Annotated in this window: 13 protein-coding genes and 1 tRNA gene; 3 read left to right on the top strand and 11 right to left on the bottom strand. The window is 70.2% G+C overall.

The window, feature by feature from the left end; genetic code table 11:
- Positions 1 to 64: 64 nt before the first annotated feature.
- Together ACFRKB_RS30840 and ACFRKB_RS30835 are read left to right on the top strand one after the other, a co-directional pair.
- Positions 65 to 4,711, top strand: coding sequence for an ATP-dependent helicase (locus ACFRKB_RS30840; protein ID WP_383109898.1), 4,647 nt, complete (start codon positions 65 to 67; stop codon positions 4,709 to 4,711).
- 18 nt (positions 4,712 to 4,729) lie between these two features.
- Positions 4,730 to 5,488 (top strand): Fpg/Nei family DNA glycosylase, encoded by a 759-nt coding sequence (locus ACFRKB_RS30835; protein WP_383109897.1) that lies wholly within the window; start codon positions 4,730 to 4,732, stop codon positions 5,486 to 5,488.
- A 61-nt stretch (positions 5,489 to 5,549) separates the two neighbouring features.
- On the opposite strand, the gene ACFRKB_RS30830 is transcribed toward ACFRKB_RS30835, so the two are convergent.
- The 10 genes from ACFRKB_RS30830 to ACFRKB_RS30785 form a co-directional block, all read right to left on the bottom strand.
- Complete coding sequence (locus ACFRKB_RS30830) at positions 5,550 to 5,738, bottom strand: hypothetical protein (protein WP_383109896.1); 189 nt, start codon at positions 5,736 to 5,738, stop codon at positions 5,550 to 5,552.
- Positions 5,739 to 5,949: 211 nt separating this feature from the next.
- Positions 5,950 to 6,420 (bottom strand): Dps family protein, encoded by a 471-nt coding sequence (locus ACFRKB_RS30825; protein WP_383109895.1) that lies wholly within the window; start codon positions 6,418 to 6,420, stop codon positions 5,950 to 5,952.
- A 159-nt stretch (positions 6,421 to 6,579) separates the two neighbouring features.
- Positions 6,580 to 6,963: a helix-turn-helix domain-containing protein gene (locus tag ACFRKB_RS30820; protein ID WP_383044603.1), complete on the bottom strand. Its 384-nt coding sequence runs from the start codon at positions 6,961 to 6,963 to the stop codon at positions 6,580 to 6,582.
- A gap of 109 nt (positions 6,964 to 7,072) precedes the next feature.
- On the bottom strand, positions 7,073 to 7,564 hold the full coding sequence (locus ACFRKB_RS30815; protein ID WP_376587168.1) for a CinA family protein: 492 nt from the start codon (positions 7,562 to 7,564) through the stop codon (positions 7,073 to 7,075).
- Positions 7,565 to 7,650: 86 nt separating this feature from the next.
- On the bottom strand, positions 7,651 to 8,343 hold the full coding sequence (gene pgsA, locus ACFRKB_RS30810) for a CDP-diacylglycerol--glycerol-3-phosphate 3-phosphatidyltransferase (RefSeq protein ID WP_383109894.1): 693 nt from the start codon (positions 8,341 to 8,343) through the stop codon (positions 7,651 to 7,653).
- Positions 8,340 to 9,851, bottom strand: coding sequence for a 30S ribosomal protein S12 methylthiotransferase RimO (gene rimO / locus ACFRKB_RS30805; RefSeq protein WP_383109893.1), 1,512 nt, complete (start codon positions 9,849 to 9,851; stop codon positions 8,340 to 8,342). Before rimO ends, pgsA begins: the two co-directional genes overlap by 4 nt.
- Before the next feature lie 49 nt (positions 9,852 to 9,900).
- Complete coding sequence (locus tag ACFRKB_RS30800; protein WP_383109946.1) at positions 9,901 to 10,713, bottom strand: helix-turn-helix domain-containing protein; 813 nt, start codon at positions 10,711 to 10,713, stop codon at positions 9,901 to 9,903.
- A 339-nt stretch (positions 10,714 to 11,052) separates the two neighbouring features.
- Positions 11,053 to 13,905: a DNA translocase FtsK gene (locus ACFRKB_RS30795; RefSeq protein WP_383109892.1), complete on the bottom strand. Its 2,853-nt coding sequence runs from the start codon at positions 13,903 to 13,905 to the stop codon at positions 11,053 to 11,055.
- 101 nt (positions 13,906 to 14,006) lie between these two features.
- Positions 14,007 to 14,675, bottom strand: a complete 669-nt coding sequence (locus ACFRKB_RS30790; protein ID WP_030350075.1) for a response regulator — start codon at positions 14,673 to 14,675, stop codon at positions 14,007 to 14,009.
- Positions 14,676 to 14,952: 277 nt separating this feature from the next.
- The gene (locus tag ACFRKB_RS30785) at positions 14,953 to 20,496 is read right to left on the bottom strand and encodes a HAMP domain-containing protein (protein ID WP_383109891.1); all 5,544 of its coding nucleotides are present in this window, start codon (positions 20,494 to 20,496) and stop codon (positions 14,953 to 14,955) included.
- Positions 20,497 to 20,765: 269 nt separating this feature from the next.
- On the opposite strand from ACFRKB_RS30785, the gene ACFRKB_RS30780 reads away from it, so the two are divergent.
- Positions 20,766 to 23,417, top strand: coding sequence for a SpoIIE family protein phosphatase (locus ACFRKB_RS30780; RefSeq protein ID WP_383109890.1), 2,652 nt, complete (start codon positions 20,766 to 20,768; stop codon positions 23,415 to 23,417).
- A gap of 53 nt (positions 23,418 to 23,470) precedes the next feature.
- Here the strand turns inward: ACFRKB_RS30780 and ACFRKB_RS30775 are convergent.
- Positions 23,471 to 23,543, bottom strand: a tRNA-Thr gene (locus ACFRKB_RS30775).
- Positions 23,544 to 23,728: the final 185 nt, after the last annotated feature.

The following is a 23,728-nucleotide window of genomic DNA, read 5'->3' as shown; positions in this document are numbered from 1 at the left end:
CCGGTCCCGGGGGCGTTTGCCCAGCTCCGGGCGATTGTCAGTGGCGGGGTGCACGATGGAGGGCATGGCACGCTCCGCGCTCGACTCGTTCTCCCCCGCGACCCGCGGCTGGTTCACGGGGGCTTTCTCCGCGCCCACGGCGGCGCAGGAGGGGGCCTGGCGTGCCATCCAGGAGGGCTCGGACGTGCTGGTCGTGGCCCCGACCGGCTCCGGCAAGACGCTGGCCGCCTTTCTCGCCGCCCTGGACCAGCTGGCTTCGCAGCCGCCGCCCGCCGAGGCGAGGAAGCGCTGCCGCGTGCTGTACGTATCACCGCTCAAGGCGCTCGCCGTCGACGTGGAGCGCAATCTGCGCAGTCCGCTCACGGGAATCCGGCAGGAGTCCGTGCGGCGCGGGCTGCCGGAGCCGGAGGTCCGGGTCGGTATCCGCTCCGGTGACACCCCGGCCGCCGAGCGCCGGTCGATCGCCACGAAGCCGCCGGACATCCTGATCACCACCCCCGAGTCGCTGTTCCTGATGCTCACGTCCTCGGCCAGGGACGCGCTCACCGGGATCGAGACGGTGATCCTGGACGAGGTGCACGCCGTCGCGGGGACGAAGCGCGGCGCCCATCTCGCCCTGTCCCTGGAGCGGCTCGACGAGCTGCTGCCGCGCCCCGCCCGCCGGATCGGTCTGTCGGCCACGGTGCGTCCGGTGGAGGAGGTGGCGCGATATCTGTCGCCGCAGCGCAGGGTGGAGATCGTCCAGCCGCGCTCCGGCAAGGAGTTCGATCTCTCCGTGGTCGTCCCGGTCGAGGATCTGGGCGAGCTGGGCGGCTCCCCCGCCTCGGAGACGGACAGCGCGGAGAAGCCGTCGATCTGGCCGCATGTGGAGGAGCGGATCGCCGATCTCGTCCAGGCGCACCGCTCCACGATCGTCTTCGCCAACTCCCGCCGGCTGGCGGAGCGGCTGTGCAACCGGCTGAACGAGATCGCGTACGAACGGGCCACGGGCTCGGTTCCGGACGCGCCCGGCCCCGGCGGGGCGATGCCCGAGGATCACTCCCCGGCCGAGCTGATGGGCCAGTCGGGCGCGGCCAGGGGGGCGCCCGCCCTGCTGGCCCGCGCGCACCACGGCTCGGTCTCCAAGGAGCAGCGCGCCCAGGTCGAGGAGGACCTGAAGGCGGGCCGGCTGCCCGCCGTCGTGGCCACGTCCAGTCTGGAGCTGGGCATCGACATGGGCGCGGTGGATCTGGTGATCCAGGTCGAGTCGCCGCCCTCGGTCGCCTCGGGCCTCCAGCGGGTCGGCCGCGCGGGCCACCAGGTGGGCGCGGTCTCCACGGGCGTCGTCTTTCCCAAGTACCGCGGCGATCTCGTCCAGGCCGCCGTGGTCACCGAGCGGATGCGCACCGGCGCCATCGAGGCCCTGCGCATCCCCGCGAATCCCCTCGACGTGCTGGCCCAGCAGCTCGTCGCCATGGTCGCGCTGGACACCAGACAGGCCGACGATCTGCTCGCCCTGACCCGCCGCGCCGCGCCCTTCGCGTCGCTGCCCGAGTCGGCGTTCACGGGCGTGCTGGACATGCTCGCCGGGCGCTATCCCTCCGACGCCTTCGCGGAGCTGCGTCCGCGCGTGGTGTGGGACCGCGTGGCCGGTACGGTCACGGGCCGTCCGGGCGCGCAGCGGCTCGCCGTCACCTCCGGGGGCACGATCCCCGACCGGGGGCTCTTCGGTGTCTTCCTCGCCGGAGCCGACCCCAAGAAGGGCGGCGGCAGGGTCGGGGAGCTGGACGAGGAGATGGTGTACGAGTCCCGGGTGGGCGATGTCTTCACCCTGGGCACGACCTCCTGGCGGATCGAGGACATCACCCGTGACCGGGTCCTGGTCACCCCGGCCCCCGGCACCCCGGGGCGGCTGCCGTTCTGGAAGGGCGACCAGCTGGGCCGTCCGCTGGAGCTGGGCCGCGCGGTGGGCGCGTTCCTGCGTGAGGTGGGCGCCCTCTCCGAGGAGGACGCCAGGCTGCGGCTGCTGACCGCGGGCCTCGATGCCTGGGCCGCCGGCAATGTGCTGTCGTATCTGGACGAGCAGCGCCGCGCCTGCGGTCATGTCCCCGACGACCGGACGATCCTCGTCGAGCGGTTCCGCGACGAGCTGGGCGACTGGCGCGTGGTGATCCACTCCCCGTTCGGCGCGCAGGTGCACGCGCCGTGGGCGCTGGCCCTCGGCGCCCGTCTCGCCGAGCGGTACGGCATGGACGCGCAGGTCATGCACGCCGACGACGGCATCGTGCTGCGGCTCCCCGACGCCGATCTGATGGGTCTGGACCTCCTGGATGCCGAGCCGGACCGTCTCAGCACCGCCTTCGACAGCGAACAGGCGCCCCTCGGCGCCGCGGATGTCGCCTTCGACGGCGGCGAGGTCCGCGGGATCGTCACCGACCAGGTCGGCGGCTCCGCGCTGTTCGCCTCCCGGTTCCGCGAGTGCGCCGCCCGGGCGCTGCTGCTTCCCCGCCGCAGTCCGGGCAAACGCACTCCGCTGTGGCAGCAGCGCCAGCGCGCCTCCCAACTCCTCCAGGTGGCGAGCGAGCTCGGCTCGTTCCCGATCGTGCTGGAGGCGGTCCGGGAGTGCCTCCAGGATGTCTTCGACGTTCCGGGCCTCACGGAACTCATGGGCGACATCGAGTCCCGTCGGGTCCGGCTGATCGAGGTCACCACCCCCGAGCCCTCCCCCTTCGCCCGGTCGCTGCTCTTCGGCTATGTCGCTCAGTTCCTGTACGAGGGCGACTCCCCCCTCGCGGAGCGGAGGGCCGCCGCGCTCTCCCTGGACTCCCGGCTGCTGGCCGAGCTGCTGGGCCAGGCGGAGCTGCGTGAGCTGCTCGACCCCGAGGTCCTCACCGAGCTGGAACGGGAGCTCCAGTGGCTCACCGAGGACCGCCGCGTCAAGGACGTCGAAGGAGTCGCCGATCTGCTGCGGGTCCTCGGCCCACTCACGGACGCGGAGTTGACCGCACGCGGCGCGCGGGAATCCTGGGCGGAGGATCTTGCCGCCGCCCGCCGCGCCATCAGGGTCAGGATCGGCGGAGCCGACCACTGGGCGGCGATCGAGGACGCGGGCCGGCTGCGGGACGCCCTCGGTACGGCGCTGCCGGTCGGTGTCCCGGAGGCGTTCACGGAGCCCGTGAAGGACCCCCTGGGCGATCTCCTCGCCCGCTACGCCCGTACACACGGCCCGTTCACCTCGAACGCGGCGGCCGAGCGGTTCGGCCTCGGCCCGGCGGTCACGGAGGGCGCGCTCCAGCGGCTCGCCGCGAACTCCCGGGTCGTACAGGGCGAGTTCCATCCTTCCGGCATCGGCCAGGAGTGGTGCGATGCCACCGTTCTGCGCCGGCTGCGCCGCCGCTCGCTGGCGGCGCTGCGCCAGGAGCTGGAGCCGGTGGCGCCCGCCGCGCTCGCCGCCTTCCTCCCGCAGTGGCAGCATCTGAACGGCAACAGCCTGCGCGGAATCGACGGACTCGCCCGTGCCGTGGAGCAGTTGCAGGGCGCCCCCGTTCCCGCGTCGGCGCTGGAGAAGCTGATCCTGCCGTCCCGCGTCTCCGGCTACACCCCCGCGCTGCTGGACGAACTGACCACCACGGGCGAGGTCCTGTGGGCCGGAGCGGGCGCCCTGCCCGGCAAGGACGGCTGGGTCTCGCTCTATCTCGCCGACGCCGCGCCGCTGCTGCTCCCGCCCCCGCACCCCCTGGAGCTGACCGCCCTCCACGAGTCCGTCCTGGCCACGCTCTCGGGCGGCTACGGCCTGTTCTTCCGGCAGATCACCGACCAGGTCCGGGCGACCACCCACCCGGATGTGACGGATCCTCAACTGGCCGACGCGGTCTGGGATCTGGCCTGGTCGGGCCGGCTCACGAACGACACCCTGGCGCCACTGCGCTCACTGCTCGGCTCGGGCCGTACGGCGGGCTCCACGGCCCACCGCGCGCGGCGCCCGGTGCCGCGGGGACGGTACGGCACGCTCACGGCCGCGGCCCGCCCCGCCTCCCGTACGGGCCCGCCCACCGTCAGTGGCCGCTGGTCGCTGCTGCCCGCCCAGGAGCCGGAGCCCACGCACCGCGCCCACGCGCTGGCCCGTACCCTCCTCGACCGCCATGGCGTGGTGACCCGGGGCGCGGTCGCGGCCGAGGGGGTCGCGGGCGGCTTCTCGGCGGTGTACCGCGTCCTGTCCGCCTTCGAGGACAGCGGCCAGGCCCGTCGCGGCTATGTCGTGGAGGGTCTGGGCGCCGCCCAGTTCGCGATGGACGGCGCCGTCGACCGGCTGCGCGCGGCGGCGACGGCCCGTGACCGCGCCGACGCGCACCCCTCGCCCCGCGCCGTGGTGCTGGCCGCCGCCGACCCCGCCAACGCCTATGGGGCCGCGCTCGCCTGGCCGGATCCTCCGGACGGCGCCGGCCACAAGCCGGGCCGCAAGGCCGGCTCCCTGGTCGTTCTCGTCGACGGCGAGCTGACCCTCTACATGGAGCGCGGCGGCAAGACGCTGCTGTCCTGGCCCACCGACCCGGAGGACCCCTCGCTCAGGGCCGCCGCGGAAGCCCTGGCGAGCGCGGCCCGCGCGGGAGCGCTCGGTACGGTCACGGTGGAGCGTACGAACGGCACGCCTGCCCTGACGTCCCCCCTCGGGCGCGCGCTGGAGTCCGCGGGCTTCCACGCCACCCCCCGGGGCCTGCGCCTGCGGGCCTGAACGTGCGAGCCTGAAACCATGCCCGAGGGAGACACCGTCTGGCAGACCGCCCAGCGTCTGCACAGCGCGCTCGCGGGGCACCGGCTGATCCGCTCGGACCTGCGGGTGCCCCGGTTCGCGACCGCCGATCTCACCGGCCGGACCGTCCTCGATGTCACACCGCGCGGCAAGCATCTGCTGACCCGTATCGAGGGCGGACTCACCCTCCACTCGCATCTGCGCATGGACGGCTCCTGGAAGGTCTACGCCCCGGGTGAGCGCTGGAGCGGCGGTGCGGCGCACCAGATCCGGGCCATCCTCGGCACGGCCGAGCGCACCGCCGTGGGCTATCGCCTCCCCGTACTCGAACTGCTGCGTACCGGCGAAGAGGAGCGGGTGGTGGGCCATCTCGGCCCCGATCTGCTCGGTCCGGACTGGGACGCCGCCACGGCCCTGCGCAACCTGCTGTCGGACCCGGCGCGACCGATCGGGGAGGCGCTGCTCGATCAGCGCAACCTCGCCGGAGTCGGCAATATCTTCAAGTCCGAGACCTGCTTCCTCGTTCGCGCGAACCCCTGGCTCCCCATCGGCGAACTCCCCTCGCCCGAACGGCTGGTGACCGCGGCGAAGAAGCTGCTCGAAACGAACCGGAACCGACCGGGCGGCTCTCGGCGGCTGTACGTCTACGGCCGCGCGGGCCGCCCCTGCCCCCGCTGCGGCACCTCGGTCCGTACGGCCGACCAGGACGGCCGGCCCGCCTACTGGTGCCCGCTCTGCCAGCCGAACCCGACCGAATGACGCGCGTGTTGACGCACGAGTTGACGCGTGCGGTCACGTCGGCCCGTCAGCTGACGATGTGTCACAGCCGGGGACGACGCTGCCGCGCCGACGCGACATGCACCGGCAGCAGGCTCAGCCCCCAGCCGCCCGCCGCCACCGCCCCTTCCACCAGTCCGGTGTTCTCGGGCACCAGCACGATGCGCAGCACGGCCCACCACCACACCCCGCCCAGAGCGAGCGCCGGCAGAAGGATCCATCGCCTCCGCATGGCTGCCTCCTCCGGCCGAGCCTAATCACGCACGATCACTTGCCGCGAGAGCGCATCGGATGCACTCCCCGGCGTGCGCGCTCACCTCCGGTCGCGCCCCTGCCGCAGCGACAACGCGGCAGGGGCGCGGCCGGCCCCTCGCCCTTCGACCGGGGGCTCCGGCCTGGTCAGGCGTCAGGCGTTCCAGCCCGGTCAGGCGGTTCCGGCCCGGTCAGGCGCTCTCCGCCTGGAACATCCAGGCGTGTTTCTCCAGGTCGGCGGTCACCTGGATCAGTACGTCCTGCGTCACCGGGTCCGGCTTGTCCGTCACCTCGACGCGTTCACGCATCCGCTCGATCACCGCGCCGAGTGCGTCCACCAGGACCCGGATGACGTCCGCGTCCGCGATCCAGCCGTTGGGCACCGTACGGATCGCGCTCGTGGCCGCCACCGTCGCGGCCCGCCCGTCCGGTGTCACCCCGATCGCGGCGGCCCGCTCGGCCACGGTGTCCGAATGCTTCCGGGCCGTGGAGACGACCTCGTCGAGTTGCAGGTGTACGGAGCGGAAGCGCGGCCCGACGATGTTCCAGTGGACCTGCTTGGCGACCAGCGAAAGATCCACCAGGTCCACGAGGGCGCCTTGCAGCGCCTCACCGACCAGCTTCAGATCCTCCTCGGGCAAGGCGCTCTTCACGACAGACATGCATGTCCTCCCATTCCGCTCACAGTTCCTCGTTCACAGTTCGGTACCCACGCACCTTCCACCATGGCACAACTGCAACAAAACGGGCATTTGGGAAAGACGAAGGCCCCGGTCGGCATCACTGCCGACCGGGGCCCAGGTCAAAGCTTCAAAGCTTCGTCAGGCGGCGACGACGTCCACCGCCTCCGCAGGCGCCTTGATCGTCACCCGGTCCGTCGGCACTCCGGCCACCGACGTCACAGAGACGGAATTGAGCATTGGACGTACCGCCGCGGGCACCGGCTCGTTCGCCGCCGCCGACGCGGCCAGCTCGGCCAACGACAGCTCGTCGCTCACTTCACGCATGAGCTCTGACATCCGTACGTCAAGCGCGTCGCAGATCGCCGAGAGCAGCTCGGAGGAAGCCTCCTTCTGCCCCCGTTCCACCTCGGAGAGGTAACCGAGCGAGACCCGGGCGGACGAGGAGACTTCGCGCAGAGTACGGCCCTGGCGCTGGCGCTGCCGACGCAGCACGTCACCAAGCAGGCGACGGAGCAGAATCATCGGTGGCTCCCTCCTCGGACCGCGTAGCCGCATCCTTCACGCCCCACCGTACCGCCTAGTGCCGCGGCCGTGCGGGGAGCGATGTCGTGTTCACTCAGGGCTGCAAACATCAATTCCCCCCGTTCTGTTCCGTATCCTGTGCCCGCCCGTTCCCGGAGAGTTCGCTGAGGAGCAGTCCGAGCACGCTCCGTACACTCTCTTTACGGATGTCCGCCCGGCCGCCGTTCAACCGCGGTGCGGCCACTTTCCCCACACCTTCCGGTCCCACCACCGCCACGTACACGGTCCCGACGGGCTGCCCGTCCTGCGGATCGGGACCCGCGACCCCGGTGGTCGCCGCTCCCCAGCCGGCCCCGAGCGCGCGGCGCACTCCGGCCGCCATCTGGAGCGCGACCTCGGGGTCCACGGCGCCCCGCTCCTCCAGAAGGGTCCCGTCGACGCCCAGAACATCCCGTTTGAGGTCCGTCGCGTAGGCCGTGACGGACCCGCGGAAGGTCCGGGAGGCACCGGGGACCGCCGTCAGCTCCGCGGCCACCAGACCGCCGGTGAGGGATTCCGCGACGGCCAGTGTCCCGCCGCGCTCGGCCAGGATCTCCAGCACCCGGGCCGCCCGGCCGGCGGCTGAGCACGCCTCCGCGCCACCACCGGACGCCGCCCCGGCTCCCGCCGCCGCGGCACCCACGGCACTCACCGCGCGGACTCCGCCGCCACTCGCTCGGCGGCCAGCCCCTGACGCCGCAGGACGACCGCCTGCCGTACGTAGTCCAGTCCCGTGAGCACGGTCAGCGCGACGGCCACGGCCATCACCCAGAACCGCAGCGTGGCCAGCGGCCCGGTCAGCGCGAGTACGTACATCCCCACGGCCACGCCCTGCGCCAGCGTCTTCATCTTGCCGCCGCGACTGGCCGGAATGACCCCGTGCCTGATCACCCAGAACCGCATCAGCGTGATCCCGAGTTCACGGAAAAGGATGACCCCCGTCACCCACCACGGCAGATCACCGAGCGCGGAGAGACAGATCAGAGCCGCACCCATGATCGCCTTGTCCGCTATCGGATCGGCGATCTTCCCGAAGTCGGTGACCAGGTTGTACGTCCGCGCCAGATGGCCGTCGAAGACATCCGTGATCATGGCGACGGCGAAGGCGGCCCAGGCCCAGGCGCGCCAGACAGGGTCGAACCCGCCGTCCTGGAGCAGCAGCAGTACGAAGCCGGGCACCAGCACCAGCCGCACCATCGTGAGGATATTGGCGATGTTCCACAGACTGGCCTGATTGACCGCCGCGGCCCCCAGCTTGCCGCCGGGTGCCTGCTTCGAGCCGTTGCCACCGGACACCGGTGTCGCGCCGCCGCCCGCCGCGGACGCCGGGACTCCGGTCATCTGGCAGCCTCCTCGCCCGGAATCCGGGAGCCGTCCCCCGGAAGGCCGTGATACTCGGCCACCAGATCCACGCCCTCGGTACCGACCACCTTGGCCTCGACCATGAGACCGGGGCGCAGGCCCTCCCTGGACGTGAAGATCACCTGGCCGTCCGTCTCGGGCGCCTGGTGCGCAGCGCGGCCGACCGCCGCCTCCCCGCCCTCCGGGTCGATCGACTCGACGAGCACGTCCAGGCTCTCGCCGAGCCGCTCCTCGGCCCGCTGGGAGGTCAGCTCCTCCGCCAGCCGGGAGAGGTGCGCCAGCCGCTCGGCGATCACATCGCCGTCCAGCTTGTCCGCGTACGTCGCGGCCTCCGTACCGTCCTCGTCCGAGTAACCGAAGACACCGATGGCGTCGAGCCGCGCCCCGGTCAGGAAGCGCTCCAGCTCCGCGAAGTCCGCCTCGCTCTCGCCGGGGAAACCGACGATGAAGTTGGAGCGCACTCCGGCCTGCGGCGCCTTGCCCCGGATCGTCTCCAGCAGCTCCAGGAAGCGGTCGGTGTCCCCGAAGCGCCGCATCGCGCGCAGCACGCCCGGCGCGGAGTGCTGGAAGGACAGATCGAAATACGGCGCGACCTTGGGCGTCGAGGTCAGGACGTCGATCAGCCCCGGCCGCATCTCGGCGGGCTGGAGGTAGCTGACCCGTACCCGCTCGATCCCGTCGACGGCCGCCAGCTCCGGCAGCAGCGTCTCCAGCAGCCGGATGTCGCCGAGGTCCTTGCCGTACGAGGTGTTGTTCTCGGAGACGAGCATGACCTCCTTGACGCCCTGCTCGGCCAGCCAGCGCGTCTCGCCCAGCACATCGGAGGGGCGCCGGGAGATGAAGGAGCCGCGGAACGAGGGAATGGCGCAGAAGGAGCAGCGCCGGTCACAGCCGGAGGCGAGCTTCACGGAGGCGACGGGGCTGCGGTCCAGCCGCCGCCGCAGCGGCGCGCGCGGCCCGGAGGCCGGGGCGACTCCTTCGGGCAGGTCCTCGGGGGCCGGCGCCACCTCGGCCGGGGCCTGCGCGTGGCCGGGCAGCGCCACCTCGGCGCCCTGGCGCTCGACCGGGCTGAGCGGCAGCAGCTTGCGCCGGTCACGGGGCGTGTGCGAGGCGTGGATGCCGCCGTTGAGGATGGTCTGGAGCCGGTCGGAGATATCGGCGTAGTCGTCGAATCCGAGCACGCCGTCGGCCTCGGGGAGGGCTTCCGCCAGCTCCTTGCCGTACCGCTCGGCCATGCAGCCGACGGCGACGACGGCCTGGGTTCTGCCCTGATCCTTGAGATCGTTGGCTTCCAGCAGGGCGTCGACGGAATCCTTCTTCGCGGCCTCGACGAATCCGCAGGTGTTGACGACGGCGACATCGGCCCCCGAGGCGTCCTCGACGAGCTCCCAGCCGTCCGCTGCCAAGCGGCCTGCGAGCTCCTCCGAGTCCACCTCGTTACGGGCGCAGCCAAGAGTGACAAGGGCGACGGTACGGCGTTCGGGCATGGGCTCAAGACTACTTTGTCCTGGCCCCGCCCCCGCCGTGCAGGGTTGCTCAGCCGGCCTCGGGGTCGCCCTGGGTGTACGAGAGTCGCTCAACCTGGCCCGGCTCGAACTCGTCCTCGACCTTCTTGCCGTTCACATAGAGCTCGATCGCGCCCGCGTTCCCGAGGATCAGATCGATCTGCTCGTCGTCCTGGAAGGTCTTGGAATCGCCCTTCTTCAGCGTTCCGTCGAACAGCAGCTTGCCGTTGGACGATTTGGCGGAGATCCAGCTCTTGTCCTCTATGGCCGACAGCTTCACCGTGACCTTGTCGAGCGGAGCCGCGGCGATGGCGCTGTCCGACGGCTCGGGCTTGGGGTCGGCCGACTTGCTGGGGCTCGGCTTGGCGCTCTTCGAGGGCTTCGTCCCGTCGGCGACCTGCTTGGTCTTCGCGCCGTCGTCGCCGCCGTCGAACGCGGTGAAGCCGACGAAGCCGATCACCGCCACGATCGCGGCGACCATGGCAGCGGTCCAGTTGGGACGGGGACGCTCCGGCCGGATCCGCTCGGCCTCGAACAGCGGCGCCGCGGGCGTGGGCACCGGCCGCCCGCCGTGCTCGGAGTCGAACTGCTCGACCAGCGGCGCGGGATCGAGCCCGACCGCGCGAGCGATCATACGGATGTGCCCGCGGGCGTAGACATCGCCGCCGCAGCGCGAGAAGTCGTCCTCCTCGATCGCGTGCACGATGGGGATGCGTACCCTCGTGGAGCCGCTGACCTCGTCGACCGTCAGATCCGCGGCGATACGGGCCCGCAGCAGCACCTGGCCGATCGAAGGCCGTTCCACCGCAGGGGGGTTGGTGTCGGAATCGGCGCCGTCCGGGATCTGGTCCTCGACCGGGCGGTCGACGTGATCCTCGGGAACGTTGCCGTCTGGGGAATCTGGGGACTTGCCGTCGGGGGATTTGCCGATGGACACGGGGGCGCCTTTCGAGCGTGTAGCCACCTGCTGGACGTTCAGTCTATGGGTGGTACGAAAGGGTGGGGCAACCGGGCGGATGCAGTTTGTACGCCATCAGAATGGCCGGACAGCGTGGTGGAGGAACATGACGCTCTTCCTCTCTCCAACTTGACGTATGCGCACGGGAAACGGTTGCCCTCGGTTCGTCTCGGGATCCCGTTTCCTCACGAGGGAGACTCCCCCCTACGCGGGGGACTCCCCTCCCTACGAGGGAGACTCCCCGCGGATCACGGCGAGCACTCCATCGAGTTCGTCGGCCTTGACCAGGACATCGCGGGCCTTGGAGCCCTCGCTCGGGCCGACGATGTTCCTCGACTCCATCAGGTCCATCAGCCGGCCCGCCTTGGCGAAGCCGACCCGCAGTTTCCGCTGGAGCATGGAGGTCGAGCCGAACTGTGTGGAGACCACCAGTTCGGCGGCCTGGCAGAGAAGGTCGAGATCGTCGCCGATGTCCTCGTCGATCTCCTTCTTCTTCGCCGTCCCGACCACGACATCGTCCCGGAAGACCGGCGCCATCTGATCCTTGCAGTGCTGGACGATCGCCGCGACCTCATCCTCGGTGACGAAGGCGCCCTGCATACGGGTCGGCTTGTTCGCCCCCATCGGGAGGAAGAGGCCGTCGCCCTTGCCGATCAGCTTCTCCGCGCCCGGCTGGTCGAGGATGACCCGGCTGTCCGCCAGGGAGGACGTGGCGAAGGCCAGCCGCGAGGGCACGTTCGCCTTGATCAGACCGGTGACCACATCGACCGAGGGACGCTGGGTGGCCAGCACGAGATGGATTCCGGCGGCACGGGCCAACTGGGTGATCCGGACGATCGAGTCCTCGACGTCACGCGGCGCGACCATCATCAGGTCCGCCAGCTCGTCCACGATCACCAGCAGATACGGATACGGCGACAGCTCGCGCTCGCTGCCCTCCGGCGCACTGGCCTTGCCGTCGCGCACGGCCCTGTTGAAGTCGTCGATGTGCCGGTAGCCGTACGCCGCGAGGTCGTCGTAGCGCAGATCCATCTCCCGTACGACCCACTGGAGCGCTTCTGCCGCCCGCTTGGGGTTGGTGATGATCGGCGTGATCAGATGCGGGATGCCCTCGTACGCGGTCAGCTCGACCCGTTTGGGGTCGACGAGAACCATCCGGACGTCCTCCGGGGTCGCCCGGACCATCACCGACGTGATCAGGCAGTTGATGCAGGACGACTTTCCGGAGCCGGTCGCGCCGGCGACCAGTACGTGCGGCATCTTCGCGAGGTTGGCCATCACATAGCCGCCCTCGACGTCCTTGCCGAGCGCGACGAGCATCGGATGGTCGTCCTCGGCCGCGTCCGCGAGCCGCAGGACGTCACCGAGGTTGACCATCTCGCGGTCGGTGTTCGGGATCTCGATGCCGACCGCGGACTTGCCGGGGATCGGGGAGATGATCCGTACGTCGGGGCTGGCCACGGCGTACGCGATGTTCTTGGTGAGCGCGGTGATCCGCTCGACCTTCACGGCCGGGCCCAGCTCCACCTCGTACCGCGTGACCGTCGGGCCCCGGGTGAAGCCGGTGACGGCCGCGTCGACCTTGAACTCCCTGAAGACATTGCTGAGCGAGGCGACGACCGCGTCATTGGCGGCGCTGCGCGTCTTGCCGGGTCCGCCGCGCTCCAGCAGGTCGAGGGAGGGCAGCGAGTACGTGATGTCCCCGCGGAGCTGGAGCTGTTCGGCGCGCGGCGGCAGCGGCTTGTCCCGCTCGGGCGGCGGCTTGGTCAGATCCGCGACACCCGCGGCGCCCGCGCGCGGCGGCTCGGCCCGGCGCGCCGTCGGCGGCGGCGCGGAGCCGGGTACGGAGCCCTCCACCGCGTCCTCGGCCGGCTCCTCCGGCGGCTCCTGCCGCTCTCCTGGCCGCTGCCCCGGCTTCCGCCCGCGCTCCACGGAGACGCTCTGGGTGAGATCCGCGACGATCGGCGAGGGCGGCATCCCGTTGAGCACGGCACCGTCCAGCGCCGCCGCGGCGGCCGCGGCCACATCCACGGCGTCCATGGGACGCTCCATGGACGGCTGCACGGAGGCCCGGCGCGGCCGGCGCCGCTTGGAGAGCGCCTCGACCTCGGCCCGGTCGGGGTCGTACTCCGCGGGGCCCTCGCGCCGGCGCGTGGCCGGCCGGCGTCCGCCGGAGGGCAGCGCCTGGCGCCACTGCTCGTCGTACCGCTCGTCGTCGTCATACCGTTCGTCGTCGAAGTCGTCGTATCGCTCCGGCTCACGGTCGGGCTGGACGATCCCGAGCTTGGTGCCGAGCAGCCGCAGCCGCTGCGGGATCGCGTTGACGGGGGTGGCGGTGACGACGAGCAGACCGAAGATGGTGAGCAGCAGAAGCAGCGGTACGGCGAGGACCTCGCCCGTGGTGAAGATCAGCGGTGTGGAGGCGGCCCAGCCGATCAGTCCGCCGGCGTCCTGTATCGCTTCGGTGCCCTCGTCGCGCCCCGGGGCGCCGCAGGCGACATGGACCAGCCCGAGCACGCCGATCACGAGCGCCGACAGTCCGATGACGATGCGTCCGTTGGCCTCCGGCTTCTCGGGATAGAGGATCAGCCGTACGGCGATGGCGCCCAGCAGTATCGGCACCAGCAGATCGAGCCGGCCGAAGGCACCGGTGATGAGCATCTCGACCAGATCGCCCACCGGACCGCGCAAGTTCGACCAGGTGCCGGCCGCGACGATGAGGGCGAGGCCGAGCAGCAACAGGGCCAGCCCGTCCTTGCGATGGGCCGGGTCGAGCCCCTTCGCGCCGCGCCCTATGCCGCGGAACATCGCGCCGACGCCGTGCGCCGCTCCGAGCCAGACGGCGCGGACGAGCCGGTACACACCGCCGGTGGGGCTCGGCGCGGGTTTGGGTGCCGCCTTGGCGGCGGCCTTCTTCGCGGGCGCCTTCTTGACCGGTGCCTTCTTGGCGGGCGCGGACTTCTTCGCCGCGGTCTTCTTGGCGGGCGCCGCCTTCGCGGCACCGGTCGTACGGCCGGCCCGCGGCTTTGCGGTGCCCGCCGTGCCCTGGGAACCCTTGCCGGACGTACGTGAGGCCATGATGGTGAGGTTACCGGTGTGAACGGCCGGGGACACGTGTGCCCACCGCTTCACCCGTTCGTGTCGCCCGCACCCGGCGGGAAACTGACGTGGCCGCTCGGTCAGTTCGGCGAGGGAAGCGGCGGCGAACCGCTGCCCGTCCCCGGCTCCAGCGCGTCGAGCGCCCGCCGCAGACCGGTGAGTTTGCGCTCCAGATGGGCGGCGGTGGCCACGGCCGAGGCGTCCGCCGAATCGTCGTCCAGCTGTTTGGAGAGCGCTTCGGCCTGCTCCTCAACTGCCGCGAGCCGCGCGGACAGTTCGGCCAGCAGCCCGGCCGGCTCCCTGACCTCGCCCGCCCCGGCCAGCTGGAGCCTGAGCAGTTCGGCCTGCTCCTTGAGCTGGCAGTTCTTCATGTACAGCTCGACGAAGACCGAGACCTTGGCGCGCAGCACCCAGGGGTCGAACGGCTTCGAGATGTAGTCCACCGCACCCGCCGCGTACCCCCGGAAGGTGTGATGCGGGCCATGGTTGATGGCCGTCAGGAAGATGATCGGGATATCGCGCGTACGCTCCCGCCGCTTGATGTGCGCGGCGGTCTCGAAACCGTCCATCCCCGGCATCTGGACATCCAGCAGAATGACCGCGAAGTCGTCCGTCAGCAGCGCTTTGAGCGCTTCCTCCCCTGACGATGCCCGCACCAGCGTCTGATCGAGCGCGGAGAGGATCGCCTCCAGCGCCAGCAGATTCTCCGGCCGGTCATCGACCAGGAGGATCTTGGCCTTCTGCACCATGGCCGCCCGCCCTCCTCGCCCCGGCATGGGGCGCCCCCTGCTCGTGGAGCTCGGCGAAACACCGGGCGCCGCCCCAGGGGACGACTCCCTTACGCCGTCCGTCCTTGTGCCGGTCATGGTAGCCGCACCCCGCCTGTCGCCACACCCTGTCACTGTTATGTCACTGTGCTTGAAGCGGAAACGCGGCGCGAGTTCAGAAGGTTCCCCGAATCACGGCGCCTCACACGCCACCGGGCATAGTCCGTCAGCACTTCACACTGATTCGTACACCCACCGATCACTTGTCGCGCATCCACTGCTCCATCACCGACAACAGATGGTCGGGGTCGACCGGCTTGGTGACATAGTCGGAAGCGCCGGAGTCGATGGCCTTCTCCCGGTCGCCCTTCATCGCCTTCGCGGTGAGCGCGATGATCGGCAGCCCGGCGAACTGCGGCATCCTGCGGATCGCCGTCGTCGTCGCGTAACCGTCCATCTCCGGCATCATGATGTCCATCAGAACGACCGTCACATCGTCGTGCTGCTCCAGGACTTCGATGCCCTCACGGCCGTTCTCCGCGTACAGCACCGACAGTCCGTGCTGCTCCAGCACGCTGGTGAGGGCGAAGACATTGCGGATGTCGTCATCGACGATCAGCACCTTCTCGTTGTCGAACGAGAACGTACGGCTCTCCCGAGGCGCCTCCTGACTCCCCGCGCCGGCCACACCCGGGCCCCAGGCCTCCAGCCCGCGCGACCCCGTCGCCGGACCGTCCGCGGTCCCCGGAGCCCCGCCCTGCGGCTGCGAACCCCGCTGCCCGGCGCCCGGGCTCTTGCGGCGGCGCCGGAACAGCGCGGCGGGACCCGGCAGTTCCGCGGGCGCGGACGACGTCTCCGGCCGCCCCTGCGCCTGTCCCGCCCCCTCGGCCGCGCTGTCGTCCGCCTGACGTCCGTGCGGAGGGAGGCCCGCGGAGGTCAGCTGCTGCATCCCCGCGGGCGTCAGCTGCGGATAACCCTGCGGAGGCAGCTCGCTGGGGTGGAGCGGCAGATAGAGCGTGAAGGTCGAGCCACGCCCCGGCTCGCTCGCCGCGTGGATCTCACCGCCGAGCAGCCGGGCGATCTCCCGGCTGATGGACAGTCCGAGCCCCGTACCGCCGTACTTCCGGCTGGTCGTACCGTCCGCCTGCTTGAACGCCTCGAAGATGACACGCATCTTGCTCGCCGCGATCCCGATCCCGGTGTCGGTGACCGAGAACGCGATCAGATCGCCGTCCGCGTCCCGCAGCGAACCCGCTTCGAGGAGCTGCTCCCTGATGGCGTCCGGCACATCCGTACCGGCCGGCCGGATCACCAGCTCCACCGCCCCGCTGTCGGTGAACTTCACCGCGTTGGACAGCAGATTGCGCAGCACCTGGAGCAGCCGCTGTTCGTCCGTGTGCAGCGTCGCGGGCAGCTCCGGCGAGACCCTTACGGAGAAGTCGAGCCCCTTCTCCGCCGTGAGCGGCCGGAAGGTGGCCTCCACGTAGTCGACCAGCTGGACCAGCGCGATACGGGTCGGGCTGACATCCATCTTGCCCGCCTCGACCTTCGACAGATCGAGGATGTCGTTGATCAGCTGAAGCAGATCCGAACCCGCGCCATGGATCGTCTCCGCGAACTCCACCTGCTTCGGCGAGAGGTTCGACTCGGCGTTGTCCGCGAGCAGTTTGGCGAGGATGAGCAGCGAGTTGAGCGGCGTGCGCAGCTCGTGCGACATGTTCGCCAGGAACTCCGACTTGTAGCGCATCGAGACGGCGAGCTGCTCGGCCCGCTCCTCCAGCACCTGCCTGGCCTCTTCGATCTCGGTGTTCTTCACCTCGATGTCGCGGTTCTGCTGCGCCAGCAGCTCGGCCTTCTCCTCCAGCTCCGCGTTGGACTCCTGGAGGGCCTTCTGCCGGTTCTCCAGCTCGGCGGAGCGCTCCCGCAGCTGCTCGGTCAGCTCCTGCGACTGCTTCAGCAGCACCTCGGTCTTGGAGTTGACGCTGATGGTGTTGACGCTCGTCGCGATCATCTCGGCGATCTGGTTGAGGAAGTCCCGCTGGATATGGGTGAACGGCTGGAACGACGCCAGCTCGATCACACCGAGGACCTTCCCCTCGAAGAGCACCGGCAGCACGATCACATGCGCGGGCGCCGCCTCCCCCAGACCGGACGAGATCTTCAGATAGCCCGGCGGCACATTGACCTGGATGGTGCGCTTCTCCTCGGCGGCCGTCCCGATGAGCGTCTCACCCGGCCGGAAGGACGTCGGCATCGACCCCGCCGAATAGCCGTAACTGCCGCGCATGCACAGCTCGTACGAGGCGTCCCTGCCGGTGTCCGTACCGACCTGCGGCACCGCACCGGTCTGCATCGCCAGGAAGAACGCGCCGTGCTGCGCCGAAACCACCGGGGTCAGCTCGCTCATGATCAGCGAGGCCACATCGTCGAGATCGCGGCGGCCCTGCATCAGACCGGAGATTCGGGCGAGGTTGCCCTTCAGCCAGTCCTGTTCCTCATTGGCGAGGGTGGTGTCCCGCAGATTGGCGATCATCGTATTGATGTTGTCCTGAAGGACCTGGATCTCGCCCGCCGCGTCGACATCGATCTTGAGGTTGAGATCACCGCGGGTCACCGCCGTGGCGACGGCGGCGATCGCCCGCACCTGACGGGTCAGGTTGCCGGCCATCTCGTTCACCGATTCGGTCAGGTCGCGCCAGGTGCCGTCGACATCCCGCACCCGGGCCTGGCCGCCCAGCTGCCCGTCCGTACCCACCTCGCGGGCCACCCGGGTCACCTGGTCGGCGAACGAGGAGAGCTGGTCGACCATCGTGTTGATGGTGTTCTTCAACTCCAGGATCTCACCGCGGGCATCGATGTCGATCTTCTTGGTGAGATCTCCCTTGGCGATGGCGGTGGTGACCGTCGCGATCTGGCGCACCTGACCGGTCAGATTGGACGCCATCGAGTTCACGGACTCGGTGAGGTCCTTCCATGTACCGGACACGCCCGGAACCCTGGCCTGGCCGCCCAGTTCGCCCTCGGTGCCCACCTCGCGGGCGACCCGCGTCACCTCGTCCGCGAAGGAGGACAGCGTCGTCACCATCGTGTTGACGGTGTCGGCGAGTTCGGCGACCTCGCCGCGCGCCTCGACCGTCACCTTCTTCGTCAGATCACCATGGGCGACCGCGGCGGAGACCCGCGAGATATTGCGCACCTGACTGGTGAGGTTGTTGGCCATGGTGTTGACGTTGTCGCTGAGGTCCTTCCAGATTCCGGTGACTCCCCGGACCCTGGCCTGACCGCCGAGGATGCCCTCCGTACCCACCTCACGGGCGACGCGCGTCACCTCGTCGGCGAAGTTCAGCAGCTGGTCGACCATCGTGTTGACCGTCGTGACGAGGTCGAGGATCTCGCCCCTGGCATCGACGGTGATCTTCTTCGACAGATCGCCCTTGGCGACCGCCGTGGTGACCTCGGCGATGTTGCGGACCTGCGACGTCAGGTTGTTCGCCATGAAGTTGACGGACTGGGTGAGGTCCTTCCAGGTGCCGGAGACGCCCTGGACCTCGGCCTGGCCGCCGAGAATGCCCTCGGTGCCCACCTCACGGGCCACCCTGGTGACCTGCTCGGCGAAGTTGGACAGCTGGTCCACCATCGTGTTGAGGGTGTTCTTCAGCTCCAGGATCTCGCCACGCGCGTCCACGTCGATCTTCTGCGACAGGTCGCCGCGCGCCACCGCGGTGGCGACGCCCGCGATATTCCTGACCTGCGCCGTGAGGTTCCCGGCCATGCCGTTCACGGAGTCGGTCAGATCCCGCCAGACACCGGCGACACCGGGCACCTGCGCCTGGCCGCCCAGCCGGCCGTCCGTACCGACCTCACGCGCGACCCTGGTCACCTGGTCCGCGAAGGCCGAGAGCTGGTCGACCATGGTGTTGATCGTGTTCTTCAGCTCCAGGATCTCGCCCCGGGCGTCCACATCGATCTTCTGCGACAGATCACCGCGCGCCACGGCCGTGGTCACCTGCGCGATCTGACGCACCTGATCGGTGAGGTTCCCGGCCATGAAGTTGACGGAGTCGGTGAGTTCCTTCCACGTACCGCTGACGCCGTCCACCCGCGCCTGGCCGCCGAGCCGGCCCTCCGTACCCACGTCCCGCGCCATGACCGTGACCTGGTCCGCGAACGAGGACAGCTGCGCCACCATCGTGTTGACGGTGTTCTTCAGCTCCAGCATCTCGCCGGCCACATTGACCGTGACCTTCTGGGTCAGATCACCATTGGCGACCGCCGTGGTCACCTGCGCGATGTCCCGCACCTGGCCGGTGAGGTTACGGAAGGCCGTGTTCACCGAATCGGTGAGGTCCTTCCACGTCCCGGCCGCGCCCGGCACCTCGGCCTGGCCGCCGAGCCGGCCCTCGACGCCGACCTCCCGGGCGACCCGCGTGACCTCGGAACCGAACGACTTCAGCTGACCCACCATCGTGTTGACGGTGTTCTTGAGCTCCAGCATCTCGCCCGCGACGTCGACGGTGACCTTCTGCGACAGATCACCGTTCGCGACCGCGGTCGTCACCTGCGCGATGTCCCGCACCTGAGAGGTCAGATTGCGGAAGACGCTGTTGACCGAGTCCGTCAGGTCCTTCCAGGTCCCGGCCGCGCCGGGGACCTGCGCCTGGCCGCCGAGCAGCCCCTCGGCGCCGACCTCGCTCGCGACGCGCGTCACTTCGTCCGCGAAGGTACGCAGCGTCTCCGTCATCTGGTTGATCGTCTCGGCGAGCTGGGCCACCTCGCCGCGCGCGCTCACCGTGACCTTCTGCGACAGATCGCCATTGGCGACGGCCGTGGTGACCTCCGCGATGCCCCGCACCTGACTGGTCAGGTTGCCGGCCATCGTGTTCACCGAATCGGTGAGGTCCTTCCACACCCCGGCCACCCCGGGCACGGTCGCCTGACCGCCCAGCTCGCCCTCCGTACCCACTTCCCTGGCCACGCGCGTGACCTCGGAGGAGAAGGACGACAGCTGGTCCACCATCGTGTTGACGGTGTTCTTCAGCTGGAGCATCTCGCCGGCCACATGAACCGTGACCTTGCGCGACAGATCGCCCTTGGCGACCGCCGTCGTGACGAGAGCAATGTCACGTACCTGAGCGGTCAATCGATACGCCATCGTGTTGACCGAATCCGTGAGGTCCTTCCACGATCCGGACATACCTCGCACTTTGGCCTGGCCGCCGAGCTTGCCCTCGGTACCGACCTCCAGCGCCACCCGCGTCACCTCGTCGGTGAACGCCGAGAGCTGGTCGACCAGGTTGTTGACCGTACGGGCCACCTTCAGGAACTCACCGCGCAACGGCCGTTCCGCGCCGTCGGAGGAATGCGAGCGCAGCTCCATACGCTGCTCCAGATCGCCCTCCGCGACCGCGGAGAGGACCCGGCCCACCTCGGAGACGGGCCGCGCCAGATCGTCCACCAGCGCGTTCGACGCGTCGATGGCGGCGGCCCAGGAGCCCTCACAGGCCCCGGTCTCCAGCCGCTCCGTGAGCTTTCCCTCACGCCCGACCATGCGCCGTACGCGGGCCAGCTCGCCCGTGAGATGGAGATTACGGTCGGCGACCTCGTTGAAGACGGCGGCGATCTCCGCCATCACATCGTCACCGGCGACGGTCAGACGCTTACGGAAATTGCCGTCCCGCATCGCCACCAAGGCCGTCAGCAGTCTGTTCAGCTCCGCCGCGTCCACCTCGGTGGTCCCGTTGCTCCGGGGCCGTCCGCCTTTCGCGCGCGTGCTGTTGCCACGCGCCGCCGTGCCAGACTCCACCGTGTCCCTCCCGCAGGGGTTGACCGTACTGCCCGAGCTGTCTCCGAAAGCCTGCCCAGTGTTTCACCATGGCCGAACCAGGCCATAACAGTTCGGCAGCTTCGCATAGCGTCCCCGCCCCCGGAGGGTGGAAACAGCGGCGACCGGCATCCGCTCGGACAGCGAAGGTAAGTAACCTGGCATCCGGCTGTCCAACCGTCCCGGTCCGCCCGGCGGGGGCGGTGTGGCGAAGGTACTACCACCGGGCACTTGGAGGGGCGGGGCCGATCATGGCGGAGCCGGGCGTCGAAACGCGTACGAGGAGTTCTGTGATCACCGCGCGGGCGGCTGCCAGCTTCGACCCTGTCGGGCGGTCCGTCGCGACTGCCCGCGCCTTTGTCCGCGACACGCTCCAGGGGTGGGGGTACTCCGATGTCGTCGATGACGCCGTCGTCCTCACCAGTGAACTCGTCACCAATGCCGTGATCCACGCCGGCACCGCCGCCGATGTGCTCTGCCTCCGTACGGAGGACGGCGTCCGGGTCGAGGTCGCCGACCGTTACCCCGAGCGCGAGGTCCCCGTCCAGGGCACCGGCCAGTCGTTCGGCAACCCGGACCGCGAGAACGGCCGGGGCCTGCTGCTCTGCGCCGCCCTCGCCTCGCGCTGGGGCGTCGAGTACACCCCGACGTACAAGCAGGTCTGGTTCCAGCTCGACCTGCCCCAGCGCCAGGTGGGCACCCGCTCGGCCGGCCCTGTCCTCCCCACCAGCCTGCTCCCCGTCGCCGACGAACGCGTACGGGTGGCCGTCGTCCAGATGGACCGCGGCGGCACGATCGTCAACTGGAACGAGGACGCGGAGCACCTGTTCGGGTACGTCGCCGAACAGATCACCGGCAAACTCCTCACCGACATCGCCGCCTGGCCGCACACCCCCGGTATCGGTACGGGGATCGTCGAGGCCCTCCAACTCTCCCGCTGGGAGGGCAGTTACGGCATCCGCGGCGCCGACGGCCGGGTCATCCCCGTCTACGCGTCCCACCTGCGGGTACGCGACACCCACGGCGAGCCGTCCACGGTCTGCCTCCTCGTACGCGACGAGGAACGCGCCGTCATCCAGACCCCGTTGCGCGCCCCCGTGACCGACGCGGGCTCCGAGAGCCGGAGCACGGACCCCTTCGAGGTCTTCATCGGCTCCCCCGCCCCCGACGATCTCGACGGACTCCTCCAGCGCACGGTGGAACGCGCCCGCGACATGCTGGACGGCGACTCCGCGTTCCTCCTCCTCGCCACGGACGACGAGACGGAGTTGGAGGTACGGGCCTCCACCGGCCTGCCCTCCGCCCGCCAGCGCTTCGCCCGCGTCCCCGTGGAGGCCGGCACGGGCCGCTACGGCTCCGCCAGGATGCCGTCCGTCCACGACGACCTCACGGCGGTCCCCGGGGCCGTCCCACTGCTCAACGACACCGGTATGCGCTCGGTCGTGACCGTGCCGCTCAAGGTCGAGGGCAGACTCACCGGCTCCCTGGGCGTCGCCGCCGAAGGAGCGGCCCGCTACTCCAACGAGGAGGCGCTGCGCCTCCAGTTCGCCGCGGACCGTATCGCCCTGGCCGTCGAGTCGGCCCGCCTCGGCGAACTCGAACGCCTGCGCCGCGGCTCGCTCTCCTTCCTCGTCGAGGCGTCCGATCTGCTCGCCGGCACACTGGACCGCGATCAGACACTGGCCCTGATGGCACAGATGACCGTCCCCACCCTGGCCACCTGGTGCGCCGTCTACACGATCGCCGACCAGTCGTCGGACCCTTACCTCTCCTATGTGCTGCACGAGGACGAGGACCGCATCGACGGGCTCAAGGCCCTGCTCTCCAAGATCGACCCACCGGATCCGGTCCCCACGCCCGGCGCCCGCATCTGGACCGCCCCCGCGGACGCGGCGCATCAGGCCGCCCTGCGCACCTCCATGCGGGAGTTGGGACGGAGTTCGAGCCCGGTTTCGTCCGGCATCGGCACGACACTCGCGACAGCGGCGGCGGTCGGCGGCGAGACCGTCGTGCTGCCGCTGGTCGCCCGTAACCGCGTCATCGGCATGCTGACCCTCGGCAAGCCCTCGGACGACCACTTCCGCCAGGAGATCCTGGAACTCGCCGAAGACCTCTCCCGCCGGGCGGCGCTCGCCCTCGACAACGCCCGTCTCTACTCGGAGCGTACGGCCATCAGCCAGGCCCTCCAGCGCAGCCTGCTGCCGCCGGGCCTGCCCCAGGTCCCCGGGGTCGAGGTGGAGGTCATCTACCGCGCGGCAGGCGAAGGCAACGAGGTGGGCGGCGACTTCTACGATCTGTTCCCCATCCGGGACGGCGCCTACGGCTTCGCCATCGGTGACGTCTGCGGTACGGGCCCGGAAGCCGCGGCCGTCACCGGCCTGGCCCGGCACGCCCTGCGCCTGCTGGCACGTGAGGGCTTCGGCGGCCCCGCGGTCCTTGAGCGGCTGAACGCGGCGATCCTCGACGAGGGTGCCCGCAGCCGCTTCCTCACGCTGCTGTACGGCGAGTTGTGGCCCCAGGAGGACGGCGGCGCGGTCCTCAAAGTGGTGTGCGCCGGCCATCCGCTCCCCTTGCGCCTGCGCCAGGACGGCACGGTCGAGCCGGCCGCCGAACCGCAGCCGCTGCTGGGCGTCATGGAGGACCTGGAGCTGTACGAGCAGACGGTGACCCTGGACCCCGGAGACGTCCTCCTGTGCGTCACCGACGGCGTCACAGAGCGCAGGGAGGGCGCACGCATGCTGGGCGACGACGGCCTGACAGACGTCCTGACGACCTGTACGGGCCTGACGGCCGGCGCGGTCGCCTCCCGCGTACTGCGCGCGGTGGAGCGCTTCGCCGCCGAGCCGGCCTCCGACGACATGGCCATCCTCGCGATGCGCGTCCCGGAGCCCCACACCCACTGACGGCATATACGCGAAAGGCCCCCGCCGAGTGGCGGGGGCCTTTCTTTTACTTGAGCCCCAATACGGAATCGAACCGTAGACCTTCTCCTTACCATGGAGACGCTCTACCGACTGAGCTATTGGGGCGCAGCAACGAGATAAAGCATACACGATGATCAGAGGTGCACAACGCCATCCCGAGGGGAACGCGGGGGACACGGAAGGGGACTTGGAGATGAACGCAGAAATGCCCCGCACCAGAGGTGCGGGGCATTCCCACAAAGATTGTTCGGCGGCGTCCTACTCTCCCACAGGGTCCCCCCTGCAGTACC

The sequence above is a fragment of the Streptomyces scopuliridis genome (genome assembly GCF_042790125.1).
Taxonomy (GTDB): domain Bacteria; phylum Actinomycetota; class Actinomycetes; order Streptomycetales; family Streptomycetaceae; genus Streptomyces; species Streptomyces scopuliridis_A.
Note: the sequence above shows the minus strand (reverse complement) of the source record. Positions and strands in the feature narration are given on the sequence as shown.